This is a genomic window from Streptomyces sp. NPDC057474, assembly GCF_042802555.1.
Taxonomy (GTDB): domain Bacteria; phylum Actinomycetota; class Actinomycetes; order Streptomycetales; family Streptomycetaceae; genus Streptomyces.
In genome coordinates this window covers 19600-43399 of the sequence record NZ_JBHVDX010000063.1, presented here as the reverse complement: position 1 = coordinate 43399, position 23800 = coordinate 19600, and the positions used below count along the sequence as shown (strand labels likewise).

Here is a 23800-nt window from a genome sequence, read left to right as displayed (position 1 = left end):
CTGTACGGGGGTCAGCGGCCGCCCGCCCCTATGCGGGACTCCGGTCGTCGCTAGGCGATGACGTCGGCCTTGGGTTCGGCCTCGACCTCGGTGCCTGCCTCTCCCGGCTGTTCCTGCCGGCCGCGCAGCCACACGTACACCGGGATGCCGGCGAAGAGGAACAGGACGCCCTGGTAGACGGCCGCGTAGCCGGCGCCGGCGATCAGCCAGAAGGAGAAGGCGAAGGAGAGGGCGGCGACGATGAGGTCGCGGACCAGGCCGGCCGGGCGGACGCGCTCGCGGGTGCCGCGCGCCAGCCAGTAGAGCTGGGCGGCGGCGGAGAGCAGGTACGGGACACAGCCGGTGAACGTGGTGATGAGGACCAGGACGCGGAAGGCGGTGTCCGGGTCGTCCGCGTAGTTCACAACGATGAGGAGCGTGCCGAGGACGGCGGTGGCGAGGACGCCGAAGCCGGGGACGCCGCCCTTGCCGACGCGGGCGAAGGGCTTCGGGAAGAGGCCGTCGCGGGCGGCGGCGTACGGCATCTGGGCGCTGAGCAGGACCCAGCCGTTGAGGCAGCCGACGATCGAGGCGACGGCGACCAGCGAGATCACCGTCCCGCCCCAGCTGCCGCCGGCGATCGAGTTGACCGCGTCGGCGAAGGGCGCCCCGGAGTCGACGAGTTCCTTGTGCGGGACCAAACCGAACACGGCGACCGTGCCGAGGATGTAGACGAGCGCGGAGGCGAGCGTACCGAGGACGCTGGCGCGGCCCACGTTGCGCTCCGGGTCGCGGACCTCGCCGGCACTGACGGCGGCCGACTCGACGCCCAGGAAGCTGTAGAGGAGAAGCGCGGCAGCGGCGGCGATCGCGCCGGGGGTGCTCTCGCCGGAGGCGTTGAAGGGGCCGTAGTTGTCGGTGTCGATGAAGAACAGGCCGATGGTGGCGACCAGCAGCAGTGGCACGAACTTCAGGACCGTGGAGACGATCTGCACGGCGCCGACATAGCGGGTGCCCGCGAAGTTCGCGGCGGCCGGCACCCACAGGGCGGCCAGGGCGACCAGGGCAAGGACGACCTTGCTGTCGCCCAGGGGTATCAGCACGTCGACGTAGCCGACGACTCCGACTGCGAGCGCGGCGATGCTGACCCAGCACATCGTCCAGTACGACCAGGCCGACAGGAAGCCCGCGAAGGGCCCGAAGGCGTCGCGCGGGTAGACGTAGAGGCCGCCGGTGACCGGACTGCGCCTGGCCAGCTTTCCGAAGAGCAGCGCCAGCAGTACGGCGGCCACGGACAGGATGACGAAGGCGAGCAGGCTGACGGTGCCGTACGGGGCGACGGCGGCGGGCAGGGTGAAGATGCCGCCGCCGATGATGTTGCCCGTGACGAGGGCGGTGGCCGCGGCGAGGCCGAACCTGCGGCCCGGGGCGGCCGCGCTCGTGCCGGGCTCGGTCGCCGGGGTGGTCCCGGATTCCGTGGCCGGGGTCGGTTCGGGCTCGGTGGCCTCGGGGGTGCTGGTGGTGGTCATGGCGGTTCCCGGGGATGGGGCGGGGTGGGGACGGGGAGGGCGTGATCGTACCGCCGCGTTCCACATGGTGGTCAATCTGTTCATGCACTGGACACAATCGGGTGTGCCCGCCTCGGCGGCTCGACTACCGTCGTCGGCATGACCAGCAACACACCCGGCAGCTTCCCCCACATCCCCGGTCCTCCCGTCGGCCCCTTCGCCGCGGCCCTCGCCGCCGAGGTGCTCGCCGCCGAGGTGCTCGTCCTCGACGGCGGTATGTCCAACCAGCTCGAATCGGCCGGGCACGACCTGAGCGACGAGCTGTGGTCGGCACGCCTGCTCGCCGAGCGGCCGGAGGCGATCACCGAGGCCCATCTCGCCTACTACGAGGCGGGCGCGAACGTGGCGATCACCTCCAGCTACCAGGCCACCTTCGAGGGCTTCGCCAAACGCCGGATCCGGCGCGAGCGGGCGGCCGAACTCATGTCCCTGAGTGTCGAGTTGGCCGTGGACGCGGCGGTGGAGGCCAAGGCGAAGGGCATCACGCGTCCGCTGCTGGTGGCCGCCTCGGTCGGCCCGTACGGGGCCATGCTCGCGGACGGCTCCGAGTACCGCGGCCGGTACGGGCTGAGCGTGGCCGAGTTGGAACGGTTCCACCGGCCCCGCCTCGAGGCGCTGGCCGCCACCCACCCCGACGTACTGGCCCTGGAGACGATCCCGGACACCGACGAGGCCGAGGCGCTGCTGCGGGCGATCCGCGGTCTGGACGTGCCCGCCTGGCTGTCGTACACCGTCGCCGGCGACCGCACCCGCGCCGGGCAGCCGCTGGAGGAGGCCTTCGCGCCGGCCGCCGACGCCGAGGAGGTCGTCGCCGTGGGCGTGAACTGCTGCTCGCCCGACGATGTGGACGGCGCGATCGAGACGGCCGTGCGGGTCACCGGCAAACCGGTCGTCGTGTATCCGAACAGCGGCGAGACCTGGGACGCGTCGGCGCGGGCCTGGACCGGGCGGTCGACGTTCACCACCGCACAGGTGGAGGGATGGCGGGCGGCCGGGGCCCGGCTGATCGGCGGATGCTGCCGGGTGGGCCCCGAGGCGATCTCGGCGATCGCGAAGACGCTGGGCTGACGTACGAAGACGCCGGCCTGACGGAGACGGCGTATCCGCCGCTCCCCCGCTGCTAGCCTCCGTTCCGGGGAAACCGGTTACCGAGGTGTTGCCGAGAGGCTGGGTGGGGCGGGGCATGACGAGGAAGAACGCCGACGGCGGGGGCCGCAGCACGATCCGGGACGTCGCCGCGCGCGCCGGGGTCTCGGCGGCGACGGTGTCGCGGGTGCTCGGCGGGGTCTACCCGGTGAGCGCGGCGACCCGCACGCAGGTGTTGCGGGCCGTCCGCGAACTGGACTACGTCGCCGACGCCCGTGCCAAGGCGATCGCCGGCGTCGGCACGCCCACCCTCGGGTTCGTCCTCGACGACATCACCGGGCCTTCGTTCGCGCTGATGGCGCACGGTGTGGAGCGTGAGGCGACCCGGCTCGGGCATCTCTGCCTGGTGTGCAGCACCGACGGTGACGCGGCACACGAGCTGGACTTCATCGAGACGATGCGGGCGCAGCGGGCCGCCGCGGTCATCCTGGTCGGCGGCGGCGCGGACACCCCCGAGTACCGGTCGCGCACCGCCCGGGTCGCCGACGCGCTGGCGGCCGCCGGATCACGGCTCGTGCTGTGCGGACGGCCGCCGCTGGACCCCGGCGCGCCGGTCACCGTCATCGAGTACGACAACGAGGGCGGCGCGTACGCCCTGTGCGGGCATGTCCTGTCCCAGGGCCACCGACGGATCCTCTTCCTCGGCGGCAAGCCGGAGCACACCACCGCGCAGGGGCGTGAACGGGGGTATCTGGCGGCCCATCGTGCGCGGGGTGTCGAGGCGGATCCCGCGCTGCGGCTGGCCGGGGACTTCACGCGCGACTCCGGATACCGGCTGATGCGACGGGCCCTGGATGAACGGCTGGACTTCACGGCGGTGATGGCGGCGACCGACATGGTGGCGGCGGGGGCGCTCACCGCGCTGCACGAGGCGGGGGTGGCCGTGCCGGGGGACGTGTCCCTGGTGGGGTACGACGACATCCCGTTCGCGCGGGATCTGTGTCCGCCGCTGACGACTGTGCGGGTGCCGTACGAGGAGTTGGGGCGGCTTGCGGTGCGGACGGCGTTGGAGCGGGGGCGGGGGCGCGATGCGTCGCCCGACGAGCATTTGTTGTTGGGGACGCATGTGGTGGTGCGTGCTTCGGTGGGGATGGTGGGGGGCGGTTCCTCGTCTGCCCGGTGAGGTGTGTTGCCGGGTGCGGGTGCGGGTGCGTTGTGGCTGGTCTCGCCCACGCGGCGGAGCCGCATATTTACACGACCCCGCGCCCCTTGGACGGCTCGGGGTGTGGCACTTCGGTGTCTGTGCCGGGCCCGCATACGAACGGAGCGGCGTACGCCGACGTGGTGTCGGTGTACGCCGCCCCGGGGTGGGACGGGGCTGCGGGTCGGGGCCCGCGTTGTCATGGCGGTTACTTGGGGTCGTTGTTGAACTTGGAGGCCGACCAGAAGTAGCCGAGGACGGCGAGGCCGAGGCACCAGGCGATGGCGAGCCATCCGTTGTGGCCGATCTCGGTGCCGAGGAGGAGTCCGCGCAGGGTTTCGATGGCCGGGGTGAACGGCTGGTACTCGGCGATCGGCTGGAACCAGCCCGGCATCGTGTCGGAGGGGATGAAGGCGCTGGAGATGAGCGGCAGGAGGATCAGCGGCTGTGCGCTGTTGGCGGCCGCCTCGGCGTTCGGGCTGGACAGGCCCATGCCGACCGCGATCCAGGTGAGGGCGAGGGAGAACAGCGCGAGCAGCCCGAACGCCGCCAGCCACTCCAGGACCGTGGCATCGGTGGAGCGGAAGCCGATGGCCACGCCGACGGCGCCGACGAGAACCACGCTGGCGACGCACTGCAGCACGCTGCCGACGACGTGCCCGATGAGGACGGAGCCACGGTGGATCGCCATCGTGCGGAAGCGGGCGATGATGCCCTCGTTCATATCGGTGGAGACGGACACCGCGGTCCCGACGACGGTGCCGCCGATGGTCATCATCAGGATGCCCGGGACGATGTAGGCGATGTAGTCGGAGCGGTCGCTGCCGCCGATGCCCGCGCTCATCACGTCGCCGAAGATGTAGACGAAGAGCAACAGCAGCATGATCGGGGTCAGTAGCAGGTTCAGCGTGAGGGAGGGGTAGCGGCGCGCGTGCAGGAGGTTGCGGCGCAGCATCGTGGACGAATCACGGACGGCGAGGGAGAAGGTGCTCATCGGACGGTCTCCTTGGGCTGGTTGGGGACGTTGACCGGGCCGGTCAGGGCGAAGAACACGTCGTCGAGGTCGGGGGTGTGCACGGTGAGTTCGTCGGCCTCGATGCCGGCCGTGTCCAACTGATCGAGTACGACGCGTAGTTCGCGCTGGCTGCCGCCGCTGGGGATCTGCAGGGCGAGGGCCTCGTCGTCCCGGGTGACCTCGCGCAGTGCGGAGGCGGCGGAGCGGTAGGCGGCCGGGTCGGTGAACCGGAGGCGGACGTGCCCGCCCGGGATGAGCCGCTTGAGCTCCTCGGCGCTCCCCTCGGCGGCGATCCTGCCGTCGTTCAACACCGCGATGCGGTCGGCGAGTTCGTCGGCCTCCTCCAGGTACTGGGTGGTGAGGAAGACGGTGACGCCGCCGGTGACGAGTTCGCGGATGATCTGCCACATGTTGTGGCGGGAACGGGGGTCGAGGCCGGTGGTGGGTTCGTCGAGGAAGATGATCCGCGGGTTGCCGACCAGGGTCATGGCGATGTCGAGGCGGCGTTTCATGCCGCCCGAGTAGGTGGAGGCGGGCTTCTTCGCGGCCTCGACCAGGTCGAAGCGCTCCAGCAGTTCGGCGGCTGTGCGGCGGCCGTCGCTGCGGGAGAGGTGGTGCAGGTCGGCCATGAGGAGCATGTTCTCCTCGCCGGTGATCAGGCCGTCGACGGCGGAGAACTGCCCGGTGACACCGATCACGGAGCGGATCGCCTGGGGGCGGTCGTGGCCGCCGATGCGGATCTCGCCGGCGTCGGGGGTGATGAGCGTGGAGAGGATCTTGACGGCGGTGGTCTTGCCGGCGCCGTTCGGGCCGAGCAGGGAGAAGATCGTTCCCTCGGGAACGGACAGGTCGACGCCGTCGAGGACGGTCTTCTCGCCATAGGACTTGCGCAGCCCGTTCGCCGCGATGGCCAGGTTCGTCATGGTGGGTGCTCCCCTTCCGGTGGTTGTCAGAGGCTGCGGGCGGTGATGTCGCCGTAGCCGGTGGTCGCGTGGATGTCGAGTTGAGCGGCGGCGCCCTCGGTGTTCAGAAGCGAGTTGTGGACCCGGCCGTAGGAGGTGCCGGCGTCCAAGGAGGCCGAGGCCCCGGCAGCGGCGCCGATGGAGATCTCGCCGTGCCCGGTGCGCAGGGTGACGGTGCCGCGCACGGCCTCGGTGATGCGCAGGTCGCCCTTGCCGCTGGTGATTTCGGCGGGGCCACCCAGGCGGCCGACCGAGGCGTCGCCGGCCAGGAGGGTCAGGCGGGCGCTCGCGGCCTCGTCGAGCTTGACCTGCCCGTGCGCGCCGTCGATGGCGACATCGCCCAGCCGTCCGACGCCGCGGAACTCGGCGGCGGCCGCCTTCGCCTCGACCCGGGAGCCGGACGGCAGTCGGACAGTCACCTCCAGGGTTCCGGAGGGTCCGAAGAGTTCGTTCTTGGCCTCCGGGGCCTCGATCCGCAGAACCCCGTCGCGGTAGTCGACCGTGGTCTGCTCGGCGGCCTTGACGTCGCGGGCCTTGGCGGCGTTGGCGGGCCGGACCTCGACGGTGGTGTCGGCCCGGTCCGCGGCGATGAGCTGCACGCGTCCGGCGGGGATGTTCAGGACGGCGGAGATCGGGGCGGGGGTGGCGAACTTCTGCATCGTGCTCTCCTTCGACTCGTTGTTTCGAACGATGGAAAAGCTACGTTGCATTCACATGTTCCGCAATGAACTCGTTGCGCGTAATCAGTATTCCTGCAGGTGAAACACGAGAAATCGTTGCAACGGCCTGACGCATAACGCAACAACCACCGCCAGGTCCGTTGCAATGAATAGGGAATGAACGCTATACTCGCGGCACCAGTCACCACCCGTAGGCACGAAGGAGACCGCGATGCCGGGAGGCAGGCTCACCCAGCCCGAACGCCAGCAGATCGCAACCGGGCTGGCCGACGGCCTCGCCTACGCCGAGATCGCCCGAGGCCTCGACCGTCCGACCTCGACGGTTACGCGCGAGGTGATGCGCAACGGCGGCCCCACCGCCTACCGCGCCGACCTCGCCCACCGCGCCACCGAACACCGCGCCCATCGCCGCAGGCAGACCGCGCCCCGAGGGCCGCAGACGCCCCCGCAGGCCCACGGACGCGACGCCGAAGCCGTACGCGAGTACGAAGAGATGTTCACGACCGTCATGATGGCCTCGGGCATGCCCACGATGATGGCCCGGGTGATGGCCTGCCTCACCCTGACCGACACCGGCAGCCTCACCGCGTCCGAACTCGCCCAGCGCCTCCAGGTCAGCCCGGCGTCCATCTCCAAGGCGATCACGTTCCTCGACAGCCAGGGCCTCGTCCGCCGGGAACAGGGCGAACGCCGCCGCGAGCGCTACGTCGTCGACGACGACGTCTGGTACCAGTCGATGATGGCCAGCGCCCGCTCCATCGCCCAAGTCGTCGAGGTCGCACGGCAGGGCGTCGGCATCCTCGGCCCCGGCACCCCGGCCGCCGCCCGCCTCGAGAACGTCGCCCGCTTCCTCGACTTCGTCAGCGAGAGCACCGCCCGCGCCGCGGAACAGGCCCGCGAGATCCTCCACACCAAGCCCCGGACGCCCTCGGACGGCGCTGCCGAGCCCGGCTCGGAACACGGATAGACAGCCGTCCTCACGGACTTCGACGGAAGCGGCGCAGGGCCGGGAGTGGGCCTCCGCCTGATGTGACGAAGGTGCCGGAGCCCTGGACTCTTCGGGGCCGTTTCGCCTCCGCGTCCCAGAGGGCGAGTTCGGGGTCGTAGGGGCCGAAGGCGATCCCGTTGTCATCCGGGACGTCCGGGACGTCCGGGGAGTTGAGGACGCGGACCGGATGGGTGGGGTCCCAGGCGGGCCAGCCGGGGGTGCCGTCCGTCGCGAAACGCACCCAGGCCGAGTGCATGGCGGTGGCCAGTGCGCGGGGGGCGTTCTCGCCGGCGAGCTTGGCGGAGGCGGAGGTGTCGCTGGTGTCGAAGACGAAGCCGAGTTCGAGCGCGTGGCAGGAGCCGAGGGCGGGGATGCCGGAGGACCAGGCGAACTCGTAGAGGTAGGACCGGGCTTGCTCGAGGCGGGCGTCCGCCACACGGTGCAGGGGGACGCGGAGGAGGTGGTCGGTGACGAGTCGGCCGACCAGATCGGCGGTGCCCATGTCCGGGTGGAGGCCGCGGTAGCCGCGGGGCAGCTCGGGGCCGCAGTGGCAGCGGGCGCGGGCGCCGGCCAGGGCGACCGTGCCGAGGCGGTCCACGCGCTCCTGGAGTCCGCCCGGGACGAGCCAGAGGCGGTGTTCGTCACGGGTCCAGCCCATGAGGAGGTCGATCCCGGGGGCCGCGCCGTGCTCGGTCAGCGCCTCCAGCGGGTCGGTGGGCACCAGATCGCCGTCGACGACGATGCCGAAGGCGGGGCCGCCCAGCACCGGGCTGCTGAGGCGGCCGACCTCGGCCTGTGCCTCGACGAGAGTGGACCGGTCCACAGCGGCGAAGGCCGCGGCGGTCGCCGGGACCTTCAGCCGGGCCGCCATCCGGCGGACCATGCGGCGCACCTTGTCCCGGTCCAAGGCCTCGGGCGACCCGCTCTGCAGGACGGCCCGCCGGAACAGGCCCCGCGCCCGAGGGACGGCCAGCAGCGCGCCGACGCTGATGGCGCCCGCCGACTGGCCGAAGAGGGTCACCCGGTCCGGATCGCCGCCGAACCCGGCGATCGACTCCCGCACCCACTCCAGCGCGGCCAGCTGGTCGCGCAGCCCGAGGTTGGGCGGGGCGTCCGGGAAGAGGCCGTAACCCTCCACGCCCAGCCGGTAGTTGAGGGACACCAGCACCACGCCGTCGCGGGCGAAGGCGGCACCGTCGTAGACCGGGACCGCCGACGAGCCCCGGGTGAGGGCGCCGCCGTGGATCCAGACCATGACCGGCAGCCGGGCCCCATGGCCCGGCTCCGGTGTCCACACGTTCAGGTTGAGGCAGTCGTCGCCCGGGACGACGGGGTCCGACAGATAGCGGGCGAACGCCTCCGAGTACGGCGGCTTCGGAGGCGTCGGCCCGAAGGCGACGGCGGCACGCACCCCCGCCCAGGGGTCGGGCGGTGAGGGCGGGCGGAACCGGCGGGGCCCGAAGGGCGGGGCCGCGTACGGGATGCCCCGGAAGACCGCGATCCCGTCCTCGTAGCCTTCCCCGTACTCGTGCGTGCCGCGTACGTCCCCGTACGGCGTCCTGGCCACGGGGCCCAGCCGGTCTGCCGTCATCGCGTACCAGCTCCTCGCGCCCGCCCGCTCGTGAACCGTCGTTCACATCAGAGCACCACATCCCTTCGCGGTATTCCGGTCGTGCCGGGGTTTTGACGGCCGTTCGGGGGACGCCGCCGCCGTTCGAGGTACGGCACGGCCGTTCGGCGCACGCGGCTGCTGTCCGCGTACGAGGGACGGTGGCTACTTGGCGTACATCAGGGTGCCGAAGCCCAGCTGGTCGTAGCCGCCGCTGGCCGAGCCGTAGTCCCCGCCGCCGCCCTCCGGGCGGACCTGCTCGGCCATCGCGGTGATGTAGGGGACGGACAGACCCCGTCGCCGTGCGTAGTGGTAGTGGACGATGTCCCACACCGGGCGGAGCTGGCCCCGGCCGGCGGAGGAAACGACGGTGTGGGTCTGCTGGGCGCAGTTCTGGCCGGTGCCCCAGGTATAGCTGGTGAAGGGCACGTCCTGGCCGAGGTTGTACTTGGCGACGTACTGGGCGCCCTTCATGAACCGGTTGCCGTCGTAGCCGTAGAGGTCGTCGCCCTGCGACCAGGCCATCTCGCAGAAGGCACCCGTCAGACCGATGCCCATGACGCTGTGGCCCTGGTCGCGGCCGGCCTCCTGCCACTGGCCGAGGGCGTAGCCGGCGGAGTCGGTGTGGAGGTACGGGACGGTGTGGGTGATGGAGCCGTTCCCCGCGCCGGTCTTGAAGTAGTTCACGGCCTGGTCGTACTTGGCGCCGTCGTCGCACAGGATCCCGATCGCGAGGATCGAGTTCATGTTGCACAGGTCCCAGTTCGCCCAGTAGTTGGTGATGCAGGCGTCGTTGTGGTTGTTCAGGAACTGGTTGTTGAGCGGGTAGAAGACGTTGAGCATCATCGTCTTGAACCGGTCCAGGTCGAACCCGCCGTAGCCGCGCATGAGCTCGGCGGCGTTGGCGAACTGGTAGCCGTAGATGCCGGCGGCCAGGAACCGGTCGGCGTTGCCGGTGACGCTGGTGAGCGTCGACGACCAGGCGTTGAGGATACGGACCGCGGCGTCGCCGTTGGCGGTGGTGCCGGCGACCTTCCAGCGCAGCGCGTTCTGGTAGGCCGCGTGGATGTCGTTGTAGAGGATGCCGTAGTTCTGGCCCGTTCCGCCGCGGATGATGGTGGCCTGCGGGTTGGGCGTCCAGGTGCTCGCGGAGTGGGAGTTGGCTGTCAGACGGTTCCAGCCGGACAGCCACGGGTCGTCTCCGGCGGCCACCCGCACCTTGGCGCGGTTGAGTTCGCCGTAGGCGTGCAGCATGCCGGGGTGGGTGAAGGTGGCCGGCGCCGCCTCGGCCGTCGTCGCGACGGAGGCGGCGCCCAGCGCGAGGGCGGCGGTGAGACCGCCGGCGGTCCTCAGCAGACCGCGGCGGCTCAACTCGCCCTCGGGGGCGAGCCCTTCGGGGCCCGTGTGGGGGGAAGTGCGGCTCATCGGTGCGTCTCCAATCCATGGAGGTCGGCGGCTCCGGGGAAGGGCGAGTCCCTGTCCGCCCCTCCCCGGCTCCGCTCATGTGGGGGTGATGCTCACCTCGCTGAATCGCGCGGTGCCATGGGTCAGCGGGCTGCGGGAGCAGACCACCAGGCCCACGTGGTAGGGGGCGTCACCGAAGCCGGGGATCTCTCCCTCGGCGAGGGGGGTGTAGGTGACGCCCCCGTCCGTGGAAACCGCTGCGGCGAAGACGGTCCCGTTTCTCTTCAGCCGCAGCAGGCAGGGGGTGGTGACCGTGGCGTTGCCGGTGAAGGCCGACCGTCCGGCCACGGTCGTGCGGAGCATGAGCTGGGCGCTGGTCCCGCCGCTGACGATGGCCCCGGCCGCCTGGTCGAACGGCGACAGCGACTTGGCCATCAGCAGCCCGACCCGATCGGCGGTGGCCCCGGTACGGGAGTCCAGCCGGACGGTGACCTCGCAGTCACCGGTGATCGGCCGCCGTACGAACTGGCCTGTCATCCCTTGGTTGTTGACGGTCAGGTCGACGCCCGCGCCGCGTACGACGAAGGTCCCGTCCTCCTCGTACGCGGTGCTGCCGGGGGTGCTGACGGCGACCACGCCGAGGGTTCCGAACTTCCGGTCGTCGAGGACCGGGTCGCCGAGGTCGCCGTACGTCCAGGGGGACGGCGGGGGTGTGCCGACGGACAGGGTGAGCGTGCCGGTCCCGTCCCCAGCGGCATTGCCGGCGGTGGTGGTGACGGTGAACTCGCCGGGCCGGGTGGGGGTTCCGGAGATCAGACCGGTGCGCCTGTCGACGCGGAGGCCGTCGGGGAGTCCGCTCGCGGTGAACCGTACAGGTTCGTGCGAGGCGCGGATCAGGTACTGGAAGGCATCCCCCCTATTGGCGAACGCCGTGGTGAGCGAGGGGATTTGGGGCAGCGAGGGCGTCGGCATCGTGGCGGCGGCCGACTTCGAGTGCGGGCCGCGTCCGCCGGTGTTCGTCTTGGTGACGACGTAGTGGTACGTCGTGCCGGGGGTGCCCGTAGCGTCGGCGTACCGGAGGCGGGCGCCGAAGCCGACCGGGGCGACACCGGTCGCGATCGTCAGGTGGCGGCCGTCGGCGCGGGTGGCGCGCAGCACCTTGTAGCGTGCGGAGAGGTCTGGATCGGTCCAGGTCAACTCGACCGCGTCGGCGCGTGCCGTCGCCCTGAGGTCGGTGACCCGCCGGGCAGGACGGCCCACCGACCAGACCTCTCCCCCTGCGGCGGATACGACGCTGACGTTGTCGAAGGCCCCGGTGCCGGTGTCGGCGTACTCCTCGGCCACGCCCAGGCAGGAGGTGAGGACCAGCCCCGCGTACGCGGTACTTCCCAACTCGACCTCGGTGGTACCGACTTCGGTCCAGCGGATGCCGTCCGGGGAGATCGCCCCGGTGCAGCGACGGCCCTTGCGGGTCACCCGCACCCAGTACGGGGCACGCAGCCGGTAGCCGTCGCCCGCACCCTCGACGTACGGGGCCTCCAGCGGTGTCGCCGACTCCGGCAGCGTGCCCAGGCTGGAGATCGGGAAGGCGGCGGACGTGGTGATGGTTTGCTGCTGGGTGGGTGGCACCGGTGTGCTGCCGGTCGCGGAGATCTCCGAGCCGGACCCCCTCCGTACGCTCCACACTCCGCTCCAGGTGTGCAGCGGCAGCCCCTGGATCAGCATGGAGGCGTGTGCGGCGTCCGCGTCGAGCGAGTCGCGGAGTGTGACGCCGATCTTGGAGTACTGGGAGCTGAGCGGCCACACGATCCGTGCGGTGACCGTGCCGTCGCCGCGCAGCGGCAGATGCGCCAGGCGGTACGTGTCCGCCGTACCGCTTGCCCGGAGCACGAACCGCTCGCCGTCGAACATGACGGAACCGGGGATCTGCACGGTCCCCAGGTCCTGGCTGGACCAGGGCTCGGGAAGACCGGCGCAGGCGGCTACCGGGCTCGAAGTGCCGCTGATCCCGCGGGAGTTGGTGGCAGTGACGGTGTAGTGGTACGTCCGGCCCCTGCGCACGTCCGTGTCGGTGTACGTCGGCTCGTCCAGCCCGGTGGCGACCTTCTCGTACGGGCCCTCGGGGCGGGTGGACCGCCGGACGGTGTACCCGGTGGCCCACGCCGACGGCAGCCACGCCACGGTCACGGCCTTGCGGTCGCCCACCGCCGTCACCCCGGTCGGAGGCTTCGGCGCGGGAGCCGACGCGGGGGCCGACGCCCCGGCGTAGGCGAAGGTGCCGAAGCCTGGCAGGTCGTCATTGCTGCCCTCGACCACCCGGGCACCGTTCGCACCCCGGAAGACGGCCGCCTCGGTGGCGGGGGCGTCGAGGCCGCGAACTCCGGCGTAGTGGGCGTAGTACATCTCGTGGATCGGCGGCAGGTTGCCGCGCCCGACGGCCGAGACGGTCTTCTTGATGTACTTGCCCGTGCGGTCCAGGTCGGGGGTGAAGGGGACGTCGCCGCCGAGGTTGTAGCCGGCGGCGTACTCGGCGTTCGCCAGGAGACGGTGGCCGTCGAAGCCCCACAGGTCGACGCCCTGGCTCCAGGCCACCTGCGCCGCGTCACCCATCAGACCGACGGCCAGCTGCTCGTGCCCCTGGTCACGACCGGACTCCTGGCCCTGACCGGCGGCGGTGACGATGCGGCCCGGGACGCTGCCGTTGCCCGCGCCCGCCGCTGCGAAGCGCAGCGCGTCCTCGAAGAGGACGGGTTCCTCGCAGAACACGCCGATGGCCAGCACGGTCTGAATGGCCGTCAGGTCCCAGTTGCCGTTGGCGTACAGCATGTAGCCGGAGACCGCCGGGTACCAGACGTCGAGGAACGACCGCTCGCAGCGGGCGATGTCGGAGTCCGTCCACCCGTCGTAGCCGGTGTGCCGGAGCAGTTCGGCGGCGTTGACGAACTTGAAGGCCTGCAGGCCCGCGCCGAGCGGTCCGTCGGCGCCCGTGATCACCGTGAGGGACGCCGACCAGGCGTTGAGGATGTCCCGCGCCTTGTCCGCGTGGGCCCGCTCGCCCGTCACGCACCACATCAACGCGTTCTGGTAGGCGGCGGCCGAGTCGGCGACCGCCTGCCCCATGAAGTTGCTCGGGCCACGCCCCCAGGACGTGATCTGGCCCGTGTTCTGGACGGTGTACGTCGCCTTGGACCGGGCGTGAGCCGCCAATGCGAGATAGCCGTCGTGGATCGGCGCTTGCTTGGCGGCGACGGCGGCTTTCAACCGGTCCAAGTCGGCGGCGGTGTGCAGAAGGCCCGGGTGGCTGAAGGTGAGGGTCGCTTCGGTGGAGCGGGCCCACGCGGCCGTGGCGGAGGCGGACAGGAGTCCGGCCCCGGCCACGGCCGTGAACCCGGCCGCTCCGAGGAACGACCGTCGGCTGAGGGGAAGCACTGGTTTCTCCTGGTCCTACGGGTGCCGCACGGTGAGCTTGACGGACTTGGTGGCCGTGCCGGCGCTGTTGGTGGCCGAGACGGTGACCGTGCAGGAGCCGGGACGGGACGGGACGCCGGAGATCAGGCCTGTCTTCGTGTCGATGCTCAGGCCCTTGGGCAGGCCCTCGGCGGCGAACGACGTGGGCAGACCGGTCGCCGTGACGAGGTGGTTGAAGACCCGCTTCTTGGTGGCCGTCACCTCGCCCGCGCTGGTGATCTCCGGGGCCGTGGTGGCGGCCGCCGTGTCGGCGTCCAGGAAGCGGAGGTTCTGGACGTGCTCGTTGGCGAACATCGGGACCATGTCGGTGGTCAGGTACCAGCCGGGCTTCTTCATCTTGTCGTGGACGACCGTGCCGTTGACCGCCAGGTTCTGGAAGGTCAGGTTCTTGATGGGACGGTCCGCGTCGTAGCCGGTCAGGATGGCCATGGAGGCGTGGGTGCCGTTGTACGTCAGGTTGCGGACGTACACGTCCTCGATGCCTCGGCCAGGGGAGGCGTTGTACCGGTTGGCCATCACACGCATGTTGAGCAACTGGCCCCAGGTGAAGTCCTCCACGCGGACGTCCTGGATGCGGACGTTCCGGATGAGGTTGCTGTCGCCGGGGTTGAGGGCGAAGCAGCCCTGGTAGAGGACCTGCGGTTCGCGGTGCTGGAGGACGTCGATGTTGCTGAAGACGATGTTCTCGATGACCTCGGGCTTCTCCGGGTTGCCGTGCGTGCCCATGTTCACCGGGTGGGCTACGTCGGCCCAGAGGGTGGAGTTGCGGACGGTGACGTTGCGGCAGTCGCCGTAGTAGTCCCAGCGGTGGGCGTATACGGCGATGCAGTCGTCGCTGTTGCGCATGAAGACGCCCTCGATCAGCACGTCCTCGCTGCTGAACACGTCGATGCCGTCGCCCCACTGGCCGAAGCTGTAGGAGTGCAGGTTGCGGACGGTGACCTGCTGCGACTGGCCGATGGTGCAGGAGTAGCCGGTCTTGGGGTTGAGGGCGAGGATGCCGTCGATCTCGATGTTCTTGGAGAACGCCACCAGGGTCGCGGCGTCCGAGTCGTAGATGATGCCCCGGCCGAGCAGGCGGGCGTTCTCCACGTTGCTGAACTCCACCCGCGCCTTGAGCACCGCGCCGCCGGCCAGGTACACCGTTTTGCCGCTGGGCACCTTGACCACGTTGTCGGTGACGGTGTGGATACCCGGGCCGAAGTAGATGACGTCCGGGTCGTCCTCCTCCGGCCGCCACCTCTCGATCGGGTTGGCGTGCAGCTGGAGGTTGTCGTAGATGTCGAACGCGCCGCCGTCTGCGTCCCCGATCTCGATGGAGAGGTTGCGCGGCTCGGTGAGGCTGAAGGTGATGGTGTCGCCGCCGGCCTCGTGCGCGATGTCGTACGACAGGGGACGGATCCGCGCGGAGGGGATGGTGCCCTTCGAGGAGGTGACCTGGACCTCCACGGTGCCGCGGAAGTCGAGGCTCGCGACCGAGGAGCTGCGGACTGTGCCGGAGCCGGTCTTCTCGTTGATGGTCTTCGTACGGGCCCGCAGCACGGGCACCGACTGCCATTCGCCGCCGGGCGTACGGGCCTTGACGGAGAAGCTGGCGTTCAGCGGCAGTCCGGTCGGCACGGGGTACACGACCAGGAGGTCGGCCTGCGGTCTGTCGGCCGCGCTCGCGGTGCCGGTGGCCGCTCCGAGCAGGGAGTACGCGGCGGCCGTGGCGCCGGCGGCCTGGAGGAGGGTACGCCGGGACAGACCGGAGCCCTGGATGTCGGTCATGAGTAACTTCCTTATATGCGCGGGGAGTCAGGGGAAGGCACGTGCGATTGCCCGGGACGGCACGGGACTTACTTGAGCCCGGAGGTGGACATCCCGGCGACGAAGCCGCGTTGGGCGACGAGGAAGATCAGCAGGATGGGGACGACGTACATCACCGAGGCGGCGGCCTGGAGGTTGGTGACGGGTGTCCCGGCCGAGGTGACGTAGGTGGACATCACGGCGACCGCGAGTGTGGAACGGTCCGTGGACAGCAGGAGCTGGGGTGCGATGTAGTCGCCCCAGGTCCAGGTGAAGGCGATCACGAAGCTCGCGGAGAGCACCGGCCAGGACTGCGGCAGGAAGATCCGCCAGAAGATCGTCGCGTATCCGCAGCCGTCGACGATCGCCGCCTCCTCCAGCTCGCGGGGCAGCCCCGCGAAGAACTGCCGGAAGAGGAAGACGAGATACGGCGCCGCCGCGAGGCCCCACAGCACCCACGGCCAGTAGGTGTCGACCATGCCGAGCTTGGCGAAGATCAGGTAGGTCGGCAGGAGGGTGATCATCTGGGGCAGCATCATCGAGCCGAGCAGCACGCCGAACAGCGTCTTCTTCCCGGGCGCGTCCAGCCGGGCGAAGCCGTAGCCGACCCAGGCGGAACTGAGGGTGACCAGGGTGGCGTAGAGGAAGGCGATGATCAGGGAGTTGCGGGCGTAGCCGAGGAAGTCGATCAGGTTGAAGGCGTCCGCGAAGTTGTGCCACTGGAAGTCCGCGGGCAGCCAGTGCACCGGCGCGGCGGCCGTCTCGGCGGAGGTCTTCAGACCGGTGAGGACCAGCCAGCCGAAGGGGCCGAGGAACAGGCCGGTGACGACGACCAGCACGGTGTAGAGGACGAGCCGGCCGGTACGCACCCGGACGCGGGCCGGAGCAGGCCCTTCCGGGGACTTGGACCGGTTCAGGGGCCGACCGGTGGCGGTGGCGCCGCCCGGAACGGCGCTGCCTGCGGTGTCGCTCGTGACGGTCACTTCTTCGCCTCCGGATCGACGTTGTAGAACACCACTCCGGACGTGAACCTGAAGATGAGTCCGGTGACGACGAGGATCAGGACGAAGAGCACCCACAGCAGCGCGGAGGCGTAGCCGTAGCGGCCGAGCGCGAAGTACTCGGCGAACACATGCATCATGTACATGTAGTTGGACTGCGGGATCGCGGTGACGCCGCCCGTGGTGGGCTCGGCGGCCAGCAGCAGCGGCATGATGGTCTGCACCGAGGCGATCACCCCGGTCACCGTCTGGAAGAGCAGCACGGGCGACAGCAGCGGCACGGTGATGCTGCGGAACGTCCGCCAGGCGCCCGCCCCGTCGATCCGGGCCGCCTCGTGGAGCTCACGGGGTACGTCCTGGAGACCGGCCAACGAGATGATCATGACGTTGCCCGCCGCCCAGAGTACGGTCATCAGCAGGACGTAGCGGGCGTACGGATCGGCGAGCCAGCCGAGCGCGTCGATGCCGAAGATGTTCAACACCCCATTGGCGGCGCCGGAGTTCTGGTCGAACAGCGACTTGAAGGCGAGGCCCGCGCCCACCGGCGGTACGACGGCCGGCAGATAGAGCAGGGTACGGAACAGGCCCCGGGCCCTGATCGGCCGGTTGACCAGGACGGCGAGCCCGAGCCCCGCGACGATCGACAGCGGCACCGAGGTCACCGCGAACAGTCCCGCGCGGCCCAGGGCGTCCCAGGTCACCGGATCGGCGAGCAGTTCACGGTAGTTGTCGAGCCCGATGAACCGCCAGTGCGGCGAGATCCCGTCGTACGTGGTGAGGCTCAGCCACAGCGCGTACGCCATCGGGACGATGGTCAGCAGCAGGAAGCCGATGATCCAGGGCGAGGCGAACATGTAGAACGCCCGGTGCCTGCGGGTGGTCATGGAGGTGCGCGACCGGGCACCGACCGACATCGCGCCGCCGCCGGTCGCGGGCCCTTTCGCCGCGGCTGACATCTGGTCGGCCGTCATGCGACCTGCTCCTTACCGCGATCGAGCTGCTCGTTGATGGTCGAGTTCAGACGCTCGGCGAGGGTGTCGACGGAGATCTCGCCCTTCATCGCGGCGGGCGCCACCTGGTTGAAGAGCGCCTTGAAGCCCTCCGCCGTGATGTACGGCGTGAAGGAGATCACCGAGAAGTGCTCCAGCTCGGCCTCCTGCGCCTTCAGCACCCGCCGCTGGTAGTCCTGCTCGGCGGGCATCAGCGGGCGCAGGGACCTCAGGCTCGGGATGCCCCAGCCACCGCCCGCGCGGGCCTTGGCCGGGGCCTCGCCGAAGAACCACTCGAAGACCCGCCAGGCGGCGTCCTTGTTCCGTGCCTTCCTCGGCATCCAGAAACCGGTGCCGCCCTGACAGGGGCTGACCCGCGCACCGCCCTCGAAGACCGGGGCGGGGGCGAGCCGGGACACCTTCGCCAGCTTCTCGTCGGTGTTGATCATGCCGCCGAGCCAGTAGCCGCTGTTGGTCATGGCCATCCGGCCCGCCTGATAGGTGGGGCCGTCCCAGGCGTTGGGGTCGGGCTGGATCGCGCTCGGGCCCACCCTGGTCCGGCAGTAGTCGATGTACCAGCCCAGCGCCTTACGGGCCTCCGGGGCGGTGAAGTCGATCCGGGAGAAGTCGTCGTTGAAAAGACGGCCGCCCGCGGCCACGGTCAGCGTGGAGAGGTTGGTGGCCTCGTAGAGACCGTTGTAGCTGCCGCCGAAGACGAACGTCTGACCGTTCCTCCGCTGCGTGAGCCGCTTGGCACGGTCCAACCACTCCTCGTACGTGACCGGCTCGGACTCGGACGGATAGCCGATGCCCGCCTCGTCGAAGTGCGCGGTGTTGTACCAGTACATGGAGTCCTGGGAGAAGTCCTTCACCATGCCGTACCGCGGGCCCTTGCCCTGCGTACGGCCGTCGTAGCGCCACAGGTCGTTGACCGGGTCGAGGTCGTCGGCCTTCAGCACACCGCTCCCGGCGAAGTACGGGTCCAGTTCCTCGGCCACGTCCCGGGCCACGAAGTACGGCGCGTCCACGGCACCCACGCCGCGCACCAGGTCCGGCGGGTTTCCGCTGGTCAGCATGGCGATCAGCTTGGTGATGTCGTACTTCACCGTGACGATCCGGACGCCGATGTCCCGCTGTGCCTGTCTGATCAGTTCCGGGGAGATGTCCTCGGCCTTGACCATCAGCGTGACGCTCTCCCCGGAGCCGCCGACCCCGCTGGACACCGGGAGCGCACAGCCGTTCAGCGCCGCCCCGCCTGCCGCGGCGCCGGCCGCCGAGAGGGCGAGGAATCGACGACGGCTCATGGGACCACCGGCACGGGTATGCATGGACACCTCACCTTCGAGAGCAACCACCCGTTGAGCAACAACCGGTTTCTACCGGTCGACGGGCAGAGCTTGTTCCTGACCGCAAACCGCGTCAAGGGTCTTGACCAGTTTTCGAAAAACTCCGCGTAACCCCTGGGACATGGCTGGATGCCGTCCCGGGCGCCACCGACGGCCACGCGGCGAGAGTGAACATTCCAGGTCAGCTGCAATTTCTGACCAGCGCCCCGGCCGGTCCACCGACCTCGACCCTCATCGACATAGGAACCGGTTACCCTCACCTCTGAGGCGACCTCCGAGGCCACCCCGAGGCCACCCCGAGGCCACCCCGAGGCCACCCCGAGGCCACCCCGAGGCCCCTCCGCAGCCCTCTCCGGGGATCGCCGTACGGATCTCGCCGCCGCCTCCGCCGTTTCAGCAACCGGCGACGAGGGGTAACCGATTACGCCAGACCACAGATTCCACCGACCCCACCACAGCGGCAGACACCTCCACCCCCGACGAACCCCGCCGAGCTCCCCCTCGCCCCCCACTCCACAGCCGTACGACCTGCGCATTTACGGACATACCTCAGCCGTGATCCGCACACGACACCCGATCACGACGATTGACCACCCGTCGGACCCGGATCTACGGTAGAAGACGTTTTCTAAACTGTTCCCGCAGCAGCCCCTGCGTCCACCCCCAGCTCTCCAGGAGAGTCATGCCCAGCGCCCAGTCGACGCGAGCCGTGTTCGCCATGGATCCGGTGCATCTGCCCCTGCTCTTCCCGCCGCCGCTCATGTCGCGGCTGCGGCAGGTGGTCGAGATCGACCCCTCGTTCGTCGTACGGGACTTCACCGATCCCGCCGCCGTCTCCGCGCTGGCCGGGGCCGAGGTACTGATCACCGGCTGGGGCTGCCCGCGCCTCGACGCGGACGTGTTGGTGGCGGCGCCCCGGCTGCGTACCGTCCTGCACGCCGCGGGCTCGGTGCGCGCGCTGGTCGGCGAGGCCCTGTGGCAGGGCGGGGTCACCGTCTGCAGCGCGGTGGCCGGCAACGCACTGCCGGTCGCCGAGTACACCCTCGCGATGATCCTGCTGGCAGGGAAGGACACCTTCGACCAGCGCGAACGCTTCCGGCAGACGCACACCTACCCCTCCCCCGCCGAGACCGCGGCCATCGGCAACGTCGGCCGCCGGGTCGGGGTCATCGGGGCCTCGCGAGTAGGCCGCCGACTCCTTGAACTGCTGAAGCCGTTCGACTTCGCCGTCTCGCTGTACGACCCGTACGTCGACACGGCGGGGGCCGCCGCGCTGGGCGCCGAGCCGATGGCGCTGGAGGACCTGCTGCGGACCAGCGACATCGTCAGCCTCCACGCCCCCGACATCCCCGAGACCTACCGCATGCTCGACCGCGGCAGACTCACGCTCATCCGGGACGGCGGCGTCCTCATCAACACCTCCCGAGGTGCCCTGGTCGACCCCGACGCGCTCACCGGCGAGTTGCTCTCCGGCCGGCTCAGCGCGGTCCTCGACGTCACCGAACCCGAGCCGCTGCCCGTCGGCTCCCCGCTCTACAACCTCCCCAACGTCTTCCTCACCCCGCACATCGCGGGTTCCCTCGGCAATGAGCTGGAACGCCTCGGCCGCACCGTCGTCGAGGAACTGGAGCGCCTCGCTTCGGGTCTGCCACCGGCCCACGAGGTACGGCACACGGACCTGGCCCGGGTCGCCTGAACCGTGCCGCCGCGCCCGCACGCACGGCGCACGCCCCTCCCCACGCCGCGCCACCCTTCACCTCCGCGCCCCCTTCACCTCCGCTCCACTCTGCACCTCCGCGCCGGAAACACCCCGGGAAACAATGGGATACGGTTCCCCCACCCATGGGGCGGATCCCGGTTCGTACGGGCGTCCGGCGGGGGAAACACGATGCCGAGGGAGCCGCACGGTGAGTCAACGCAAGGCGTCGGGCGAGCCGGGCCGGGCGACCATCCGGGACGTGGCCCGGCGGGCGGGTGTCTCGGTGGCCAGCGTCTCCCGCGTCCTGTCCGGCAACTACCCGGTCTCGGACGAACTGCGCCGCAGGGTGCTGAAGGTGGTCCGGGACCTGGACTACGTCACCAACGCCCACGCCCGCTCCCTCGCCGGCGGCGGGACGCCCACGGTGGCCGTCCTGATCAACGACATCACCGGCGCCGCCTTCACCCATGTGGCCAAGGGCGTCGAGAGCGCGGCCTCACTGCGCGGCTGGCTCACCCTGGTCGGTACCACCGGGGACGATCCGGAGCGTGAACTCGCGCTGCTCAACCTCATGCGCCAGCAGGGCGTGGCCGCGGTGATCCTGCTGGGCGGCGCGTACGACCACGACGAGTACCAGCTGCGCATGGCCCGGTTCGCCCGTTCCCTGGACGCGGCCGACTCCCACCTCGTCCTGGTGGGCAGACCTCCGCTGGAGGGCGAGGTCCCGGCGACCACGGTCGACTACGACAACGAGGGCGGCGCCTACGCCATGGCGAGCCATCTGCTGTCCGCGGGCCACCGCCGGGTCCTGGTACTGCCGGGCCACTCCGAACTCACCACCGCCCAGGGCCGGTTGAAGGGCGCACGGCGGGCCTTCGAGGCGTACGGCGTGCCGTTCGACGCCGGCCTGGTGCGGCACGGGTACTACGAGTACGAGCACGGTTACGAGGCCGTCGAGGAGAGCCTGCGGCAGAAACAGTCCTTCACTGCGGTCCTCGCGGGCACCGACGTGGTCGCCGCCGGCGCCGCCCGGGCGCTGCGCGCGGCCGGATTGCGTGTTCCCGAGGATGTCTCGGTCGTCGGCTACGACGACATCCCGCTCGCCTCCCAGCTCACTCCGCAACTCACCACCGTGCACGTCCCTTACGAGGAGATGGGCCGCGCCGCCCTGCGCGCCGTGGCTGACCGCCGCGAGGGTGGCGGTCGCCGCCGGGGCGGGGACGCCGGCCATCTGGTGCTGGGCACGCATGTGGTCGTACGGCAGTCGGTACGGCCGCCCGTCCAGTGACGACGGTGCTCGCCGGATGAGCCGCGTTACGTAAACGTTTTCTCACCCCGGGGCGTCGCGAGCGTCGCGCCCACGACGGCCCTCCCGCTGCTCGGCGCACCTCTGACCTGCGCCCTCTTCGTCACATAGCGGCCGCCGAACGGCGTCTTCCGGCAACCCCACCGACAATCCGGCGTAATAATTTGTCGTCGCGGTCTTGCGTGAGCCGATCAGGCGACCTACGTTTCACGACAACCGTTTACTACAACGTTCCGCAGGGGTCCCGAGACACGAGCTGACGGTCCGCCTCGCTCACCGTCGCCCCACCGAGTCGCCCCTCGCCCCCCACTCCCCCCACCTCCCCCGCTTCCGCGATCGTCTACGTCTCGAAGGATGACCGTACGATGAACTCCACCAGCCCCCGGAGAAGGTTCGCCCGCGTCGCCGTCGCGAGTGTGGCGCTGACAGGTCTGCTCGCCGCGTGCGGCGGCTCGGACTCGGGCGACGACGGTTCCTCCGGAGCCTCCGGTCCGGTCACCCTCCCCTTCTGGGGCTGGGCCAACGGCCAGGAGGCCCTCGTCAAGGCGTTCAACGCCTCCCACAAGGACGTCCAGCTCAAGTACACCAAGGTCACCGACCAGTTGACCATGCAGAAGCAGCTCAGCAACGCGGTGAAGGCGGGCAACGCCCCCTGTCTACTGCAGAACACCGCCGAGTACGTGACGACCTGGGTGTCGCAGGGCGCGCTCGCCGACATCACCGAGTACGTCGGGTCGAGCAAGGACAAGTTCAACGCCGGTGCGTGGGCCGGGGTCCAGGTGCAGGGCAAGGTCTACGGCGTGCCCACCAGTTCGGCGCCCGCCTTCACGATCTACCGCACCGACGTCTTCGACAAGTACGGCCTCAAGGCTCCCGCGACCTGGGACGACTTCATCGCCGCCGGCAAGGTCCTGAAGAAGCACGACATCCACATCACCAACTACGCCGGTGAGGACCCGAGCACCCTGGAGGTGCTCGCGATGCAGGCCGGGGCGCACTGGTATGCGATCGACGGCGACTCCTGGAAAGTGGACTTCCAGGACGAGGGCAGCCTGAAGGCCGCCGACGTGATCCAGCAGATCATCGACAACGACCTCAACTCCAAGCTCTCCTTCGCCGACTACGCGGCCGTGCAGCGCAACTACGACAAGGGCGGCACGGTCACCCGTCAGATCTCCACCTGGCAGATGTCCGGCATGGTGCAGAACTTCACCGACTCCTTCGGCGAGTGGGCGCTCTCGCCGTGGCCGACGTACAAGGGCGAGGCAGCCAAGACGCCGGCCGGTACCAACCAGAGCGGTGGCATGAACCTGGTCACCGAGCAGTGCAAATACAAGAAGCAGGCGGCCGAGGCGGCCCTGTGGCTGTCCACCGACACCGGCGCGGTCAAGTCGATGGCGAGCCCGGAGACCGGCAGCGGTGTCATGCCGGCTCTGTCCGACAGCGACTCCTACGTCTCCGAGGCGATCTCCGAGAAGCTGCTCGGTGACAACTACGCGCCCGGCGAGAAGGTCGTCACGGACAGCCTGGGCACCATCACCGCCGACTGGGTCTACGGCCCGAACTGGACCGCCATGTTCACCGAACTCCAGAGCGAGTGGGGCAAGGTCGTCAGCAAGGAACAGAAGGTCACCGATCTGCTCGCGCACATGCAGGAGTGGACGGTCAAGGACCTGAAGTCGCGCGGTATCAACGTCAAGGGCTGAGGCAT

General features: G+C 70.2%; 17 protein-coding genes. 6 read left to right on the top strand and 11 right to left on the bottom strand.

What is annotated here, in order from left to right; genetic code table 11:
• Positions 1-50: 50 nt before the first annotated feature.
• A complete protein-coding gene (locus ACFU53_RS19695; RefSeq protein ID WP_383993651.1) occupies positions 51-1508 on the bottom strand; it encodes an amino acid permease in 1458 nt (485 codons plus the stop codon).
• Positions 1509-1646: 138 nt separating this feature from the next.
• On the opposite strand from ACFU53_RS19695, the gene mmuM reads away from it, so the two are divergent.
• Together mmuM and ACFU53_RS19685 are read left to right on the top strand one after the other, a co-directional pair.
• Positions 1647-2615, top strand: coding sequence for a homocysteine S-methyltransferase (gene mmuM, locus ACFU53_RS19690; RefSeq protein ID WP_383993648.1), 969 nt, complete (start codon positions 1647-1649; stop codon positions 2613-2615).
• Between the two features lie 115 nt (positions 2616-2730).
• A complete protein-coding gene (locus ACFU53_RS19685; RefSeq protein ID WP_383993646.1) occupies positions 2731-3816 on the top strand; it encodes a LacI family DNA-binding transcriptional regulator in 1086 nt (361 codons plus the stop codon).
• Between the two features lie 226 nt (positions 3817-4042).
• Here ACFU53_RS19685 and ACFU53_RS19680 read toward each other — a convergent pair whose 3' ends face one another.
• Genes ACFU53_RS19680 through ACFU53_RS19670 form a run of 3 tightly spaced genes read right to left on the bottom strand, consistent with a single transcriptional unit; the run spans position 4043 to position 6470 of the window.
• Entirely contained in the window at positions 4043-4828 is a 786-nt protein-coding gene (locus ACFU53_RS19680) for an ABC transporter permease (protein WP_383993643.1), read from the bottom strand.
• Entirely contained in the window at positions 4825-5772 is a 948-nt protein-coding gene (locus ACFU53_RS19675) for an ATP-binding cassette domain-containing protein (protein ID WP_383993640.1), read from the bottom strand. The genes ACFU53_RS19680 and ACFU53_RS19675 overlap by 4 nt, the downstream gene beginning before the upstream one ends.
• Positions 5773-5798: 26 nt before the next feature.
• Positions 5799-6470: a DUF4097 family beta strand repeat-containing protein gene (locus ACFU53_RS19670; RefSeq protein WP_383993637.1), complete on the bottom strand. Its 672-nt coding sequence runs from the start codon at positions 6468-6470 to the stop codon at positions 5799-5801.
• A 232-nt stretch (positions 6471-6702) separates the two neighbouring features.
• On the opposite strand from ACFU53_RS19670, the gene ACFU53_RS19665 reads away from it, so the two are divergent.
• Positions 6703-7458 carry a helix-turn-helix domain-containing protein gene (locus ACFU53_RS19665; RefSeq protein WP_383993634.1) on the top strand — a complete coding sequence of 252 codons (756 nt, stop codon included), beginning with the start codon at positions 6703-6705 and terminating at the stop codon, positions 7456-7458.
• Positions 7459-7468: 10 nt separating this feature from the next.
• On the opposite strand, the gene ACFU53_RS19660 is transcribed toward ACFU53_RS19665, so the two are convergent.
• From ACFU53_RS19660 to ACFU53_RS19630, 7 genes are all read right to left on the bottom strand, one after another.
• On the bottom strand, positions 7469-9070 hold the full coding sequence (locus ACFU53_RS19660; RefSeq protein ID WP_383993631.1) for a carboxylesterase/lipase family protein: 1602 nt from the start codon (positions 9068-9070) through the stop codon (positions 7469-7471).
• 183 nt (positions 9071-9253) lie between these two features.
• Positions 9254-10513, bottom strand: coding sequence for an alginate lyase family protein (locus ACFU53_RS19655; protein ID WP_383993628.1), 1260 nt, complete (start codon positions 10511-10513; stop codon positions 9254-9256).
• A gap of 75 nt (positions 10514-10588) precedes the next feature.
• On the bottom strand, positions 10589-13921 hold the full coding sequence (locus tag ACFU53_RS19650; protein ID WP_383993624.1) for an alginate lyase family protein: 3333 nt from the start codon (positions 13919-13921) through the stop codon (positions 10589-10591).
• A gap of 15 nt (positions 13922-13936) precedes the next feature.
• Positions 13937-15730: a putative Ig domain-containing protein gene (locus ACFU53_RS19645; protein WP_383993621.1), complete on the bottom strand. Its 1794-nt coding sequence runs from the start codon at positions 15728-15730 to the stop codon at positions 13937-13939.
• Between the two features lie 68 nt (positions 15731-15798).
• Positions 15799-16665 carry a carbohydrate ABC transporter permease gene (locus tag ACFU53_RS19640; protein ID WP_383993660.1) on the bottom strand — a complete coding sequence of 289 codons (867 nt, stop codon included), beginning with the start codon at positions 16663-16665 and terminating at the stop codon, positions 15799-15801.
• Positions 16666-16727: 62 nt separating this feature from the next.
• Entirely contained in the window at positions 16728-17720 is a 993-nt protein-coding gene (locus ACFU53_RS19635; protein WP_383993618.1) for a carbohydrate ABC transporter permease, read from the bottom strand.
• Positions 17717-19042: an extracellular solute-binding protein gene (locus ACFU53_RS19630; RefSeq protein WP_383993616.1), complete on the bottom strand. Its 1326-nt coding sequence runs from the start codon at positions 19040-19042 to the stop codon at positions 17717-17719. The genes ACFU53_RS19635 and ACFU53_RS19630 overlap by 4 nt, the downstream gene beginning before the upstream one ends.
• 724 nt (positions 19043-19766) lie before the next feature.
• On the opposite strand from ACFU53_RS19630, the gene ACFU53_RS19625 reads away from it, so the two are divergent.
• The 3 genes from ACFU53_RS19625 (at position 19767) to ACFU53_RS19615 (ending at position 23795) form a co-directional block, all read left to right on the top strand.
• Positions 19767-20780 (top strand): hydroxyacid dehydrogenase, encoded by a 1014-nt coding sequence (locus ACFU53_RS19625; protein ID WP_383993613.1) that lies wholly within the window; start codon positions 19767-19769, stop codon positions 20778-20780.
• Positions 20781-20991: 211 nt separating this feature from the next.
• Positions 20992-22071, top strand: a complete 1080-nt coding sequence (locus ACFU53_RS19620; RefSeq protein ID WP_383993610.1) for a LacI family DNA-binding transcriptional regulator — start codon at positions 20992-20994, stop codon at positions 22069-22071.
• 383 nt (positions 22072-22454) lie between these two features.
• Complete coding sequence (locus ACFU53_RS19615; RefSeq protein WP_383993607.1) at positions 22455-23795, top strand: ABC transporter substrate-binding protein; 1341 nt, start codon at positions 22455-22457, stop codon at positions 23793-23795.
• Positions 23796-23800: the final 5 nt, after the last annotated feature.